This is a genomic window from Mesorhizobium sp. M4A.F.Ca.ET.050.02.1.1, from assembly GCF_003997725.1.
Lineage (GTDB): Bacteria > Pseudomonadota > Alphaproteobacteria > Rhizobiales > Rhizobiaceae > Mesorhizobium.
In genome coordinates this window covers 1-4189 of sequence record NZ_RZSG01000532.1, presented here as the reverse complement: position 1 = coordinate 4189, position 4189 = coordinate 1, and the positions used below count along the sequence as shown (strand labels likewise).

Annotated in this window: 6 protein-coding genes; 4 read left to right on the top strand and 2 right to left on the bottom strand. The window is 63.0% G+C overall.

Going from position 1 to position 4189, the window contains the following annotated elements; translation table 11 throughout:
• The 3 genes from EOA33_RS39850 to EOA33_RS26245 all read left to right on the top strand — a co-directional run.
• The coding region (locus EOA33_RS39850) for a hypothetical protein (RefSeq protein WP_210212607.1) at positions 1 to 380 on the top strand (380 nt) is incomplete at its 5' end.
• A gap of 94 nt (positions 381 to 474) precedes the next feature.
• Positions 475 to 651 carry a hypothetical protein gene (locus EOA33_RS26250; RefSeq protein ID WP_126055469.1) on the top strand — a complete coding sequence of 59 codons (177 nt, stop codon included), beginning with the start codon at positions 475 to 477 and terminating at the stop codon, positions 649 to 651.
• Positions 648 to 854 carry a hypothetical protein gene (locus tag EOA33_RS26245; RefSeq protein WP_127406963.1) on the top strand — a complete coding sequence of 69 codons (207 nt, stop codon included), beginning with the start codon at positions 648 to 650 and terminating at the stop codon, positions 852 to 854. Before EOA33_RS26250 ends, EOA33_RS26245 begins: the two co-directional genes overlap by 4 nt.
• Before the next feature lie 53 nt (positions 855 to 907).
• Here the strand turns inward: EOA33_RS26245 and EOA33_RS26240 are convergent, their stop codons facing one another.
• Positions 908 to 2347 carry an FAD-binding oxidoreductase gene (locus EOA33_RS26240; protein WP_127406962.1) on the bottom strand — a complete coding sequence of 480 codons (1440 nt, stop codon included), beginning with the start codon at positions 2345 to 2347 and terminating at the stop codon, positions 908 to 910.
• A gap of 271 nt (positions 2348 to 2618) precedes the next feature.
• Between EOA33_RS26240 and EOA33_RS26235 the strand changes: the two genes are divergently transcribed.
• Complete coding sequence (locus EOA33_RS26235; protein WP_126055472.1) at positions 2619 to 2948, top strand: hypothetical protein; 330 nt, start codon at positions 2619 to 2621, stop codon at positions 2946 to 2948.
• A 116-nt stretch (positions 2949 to 3064) separates the two neighbouring features.
• Here EOA33_RS26235 and EOA33_RS26230 read toward each other — a convergent pair whose 3' ends face one another.
• On the bottom strand, positions 3065 to 3997 hold the full coding sequence (locus tag EOA33_RS26230; RefSeq protein ID WP_127406961.1) for a dimethylarginine dimethylaminohydrolase family protein: 933 nt from the start codon (positions 3995 to 3997) through the stop codon (positions 3065 to 3067).
• Positions 3998 to 4189 lie beyond the last annotated feature (192 nt).

The window sequence follows — 4189 nt, the reverse complement described above, 5'->3', positions numbered from 1 at the left end:
CCGGCGCAGGGGTCTTTGTTTTAGAAACCAAAGCCGGCAAATGGCCGACCCCTTTATTGCTCATCCCGCCACACGACCCGCCGCACCGTCCTTATTTCGGCAAGCCTTCTCACCCGAATGCCTTGCCTCTCCCCCGCCGTCGGGCTCTGCGTCTCGGCGTGCATGAATTCGTTCTTGCCGCAGCGCTCGCAGCGCATCTTGCTGCCCACGAGGTCAGGTTCGATGTCGCCGAAAATCTTCAGCAGATCGTCGGGCTGATACCAACGCTTGACGTTGCAGAGTCCGCAGCGGACGAGCACGAGTTGCCCGATCTCGTGGGCATTGCTGAGCCGCCGCCCGCCGCCGCGCTTTCGTCTTCCGTCAGTATCAGGCATGACTAATAATAGGAACGCATTCCTCGTTTGGTCAATTCGCCCTTGACATTTTTGTTCCCTTTTTGTTCACTGCGCACATAACGTATGAGGAGCAGCCGGGATGGACCAGATCGTGACACTGGACGGCCGCCAGGAGGCCGCGCTTCAGGCTGTGGCCGACAAGTTCATCGCGCTCCACAAGGGCGACCCCATGAAGGCGCTGAAGGAGATGATCGTGCTCAACGGGCACCTTCAGGAACAGCTCGATGCGCTGCAGGTTTCAAGGAGGCGGCAATGAGCATCCTGCTCGACGCCGAAGCGCAGGCTGAATTGCAGGCCGAGGCCGAGAAGCTGATCGCCCGCTACGCGAGCCCGCTGGAGACGGTGAAGGCGCTGATGGCCTACAATTGCGAGTTGGAAACACAAATCCTCGCGCTCGCTCACCGCCACCCGGAGCTGGTGTCGCTGAGCTATGACGATACTCCGGCGATAATCGGCTGAAGCCATGTCCGCGACGGCGCGGTTGTCCACGCCGTCGCCGAGGGATGCTTGTCTCACGCCGCCCGCAGACCTTCCTTAGGGCGCAGGTTCTGGTTCATGCGGAACAGGTTTTGCGGGTCGTAGCGCTGCTTGATCTCCAGCAACCGGCGATAGTTGCCGCCATAGGCCGCTTCGATCCGGTCGGTCTCGTCCTCCGGCATGAAGTTCACATAGGCCGTGCCGACGGCGTAAGGCCGTGTCGCCTCGTAGATACCGCGAGCCCAATCGATGCAGGCCTTGTCCATTGCCGGTTCGCGCCAGCGGGCGTGGACGTTCATGACGAAATGCGAGCTGCGCTGCGGAAACGCGGTGGCATCCGCTTCGACGCGGCCCGCCACCCCGCCGACATGGCCGAAGAATATCTCGCATTCGGGACCCGGAAGCCTCGCAATCGCCGCCGTGGTGACCTCGACCGCGCCGTCGGAAAGCTCGGTGAAGTCATGGCTCTTCCAGTAGTTGCGGGCGCCGGGCGTAAGCAGCGGGTCGAAGGCCTGCTGCCAGCCGGTGAACGGATTGACACCGACGACGTCGGCGATCGGCGAGCCGATGGCGCGCAGCTTCCGGGTCGCCTTTTCGCCGGTCTCGATGTCGCCGCAATAGCACATGGCCAGCACCAGCACCTCCTTGCCGTGCCATTCGGCCGGCAGGAAGGGCAGCGGCGGCGCTTGCCGCATGACCACCCAGCAGGTCAGTTCGTCGGGTGCATCTTCCAGCGCCTGCTTATATTCCCGCAGCACTTTCCCGGCATCGGCGAAGGGATGGACGACAAGCCCCGACAGCACTTGCGGCCCGAACTCATGGAGCTGAAACTCGAACGCCGTGACGACGCCGAAATTGCCGCCGCCGCCGCGCAGCGCCCAGAACAGGTCGGGATTTTCGTTCTGGCTGGCGCGCAGCAATTTTCCGTCGGCGGTGACCACGTCAGCGGAAACGAGATTGTCGATGGTCAGCCCGAATTTGCGGGTGATCCAGCCGAAGCCGCCGCCCAACGTCAGGCCGGCAATGCCGGTGGTCGAATTGATGCCGACTGGCATCGCAAGCCCGAAGGCCTGCGTCTCCCTGTCGACATCGGCAAGCGTGGCGCCGGGCCCGACCCAGGCTCGCCGTGCCGCGACATCGACCCGCACCGACTTCATCAGCGACAGATCGAGCATCAGGCCGCCGTCGCAGACGGCGCTGCCGGCAATGTTGTGGCCGCCGCCACGCACGGAGACGAGGAGCTTGTTTTCCCGCGCGAAATTCACGGCGGTAACGACATCGGATGCACCAACGCAGCATACGATCAGCGCGGGCCGCCGGTCGATCATGCTGTTCCAGATGCTGCGCATGTCGTCGTAGGCCGCGTCGCCTTCCCGCAGCACGGTGCCGCGTATCCGAGCCGAAAGGGCATCAAGGGCCGCGGCGTCGAGCGTCGTCTTGCCGCCCTCAAGGGTGGTGAAGCTCATGGCATTCATGCTTTCCTCCCGTTTTTGTGGTGAGCCCCCCTTCCTGCCTTTTAGTGTGCGCTTATGTTAGCTGTGACGCAAGCAATGGCGGGCAGCGCGGCCCGCCATTGCGAACTGAATTTCTCAACGGACGATCCGCTGCACGGCGCGCTAGTTGGGTGCTCGCGTTTACCGGCGATCTTCCGCCTTTGCCTACAATCTTAACGGGCAGGAATAACAGAATTTCAATCAACGCAAATTATACATCGCGGCGGATGTGGACCATGGAGGGGAACACCGCATGAAACGCCTGATGTTTGCCTGCTCGATATCGTCTGGGCTGCTGTTGTCAGCGAACCGGGCGTTTGCGTTCAATTTCGGCTTCGTCAGGGTGCCGGACTGGATGGATCCTTATATCGGCGTGCTCGTTGCCGTCACCTTCTTCTTCTGGCTCGGACTGGCGGCGACAAAGCCGAGCGGCGTGCCGTTCAAGCAGGTGCGGTATGTCAAGGTTTCGCCGATAGCGAATTTCTTCTACCTCGGCATGGCCTTCTTCTTCACCATCATGATGGTCATGCTGTTCGCCGGCATGGGCCTGAGGCGATACGCTGAATGGACCGGCGCAGCGTAGAGCGGGAAGCGAAACGGGACAGATCGACCCTCTTTCGCGCCGCCTCTGTCCTGCCGGACATCTGCCCCACAAGGGACCCACAAGGGGGAGATTGGCAGCTTCGCCGCCGTTGCCCCTTACGCCTTCTCGCGCTTCAGCGCCTGCGCCATGCAGTGGATGCCGCCGCCGGTCTTGGAGATCTCACTCATATCGACGGCCGCGACCTCGAAGCCGCGCGCCCGCAGCTTTTCGATCAGCGTCTGGCTCGATGTCGGCGCGATCACCCTGTCCTTGCCGAGCGACATGAAGTTGCAGCCGAGCGCCATCGTGTCCTGGAAGGGCACGTCGATGATCTCGTGGCCCTTGCCCTTCAGCCAGTCGACGATGCCGGGCTCGGTGCAGGCGAGGCAGACCGCGGTAAGCTTTTCGGCGATCGGCACAACCATCAGGTCGATATGGACATAGTATTCGTCGATGAAGGCGATGCGCGTCTCCCAGCCTTCCTTGTCGAACCAGGCCTGCACCTGGCGGGCGCCCTCCTCCTGGGTGCGAGCGCCGCCGCAGCCGATCAACACCACGCCGTCCTCGATGACGTTGAAGTCGCCGCCTTCGAAGGCACCGGCGGTCACCATATCGTAGATAGGGATGCCGAGCTTTTCATAGGTGCGGATGGCGGCGTAGTTCTCGCCGCGCCGCCACCAGTTGGCCATGGCGGTGATGAAGGCGCCGTAGGGCGTCATGACGCTGGAATCGCGCGAATAGACCTGCATCGGCAGTTCCGGGGTCGGCTCGTGCCAGTGGATGTTGACGCCGAAATGCTCGTATGCCGCGACAAGGTCCTTGTGCTGCGCCTGCGCGATCTGGACGTTGCAGGGCGCCTCGCGCAGATGTTTTCTCGACAGCGAGCTTGTCGACAGGTGGCGCAGGAAGTTGGGCGAACCAAGCAGCACGTCGGTCAGCACATCGGTCTCGTTGGCGAAGCCCCAGGCGGTCAGCGGCTTGGTGCCGCCGGCGGGGTTGCGGCGCTGCAGCGAGAACGGCTCGGCGACGACGCGGTCATGGACGGTCATGGTTGTTCTCCTCGTGGGGTTGTTGATCGGTCATGCAGTGGAGGCGGCCGGGATCCACCAGTCGCGCCCGCGCGCCGTGGCGACATATTCCGGCCAGCGGAAATTGATCGGCGGCTCGTAGTCGCAAAGCGGCGCGATCCAATTCGCGCCGCCGACGCCGCCGCCGGTGCGGGCGACGAACTCGTCCATCGC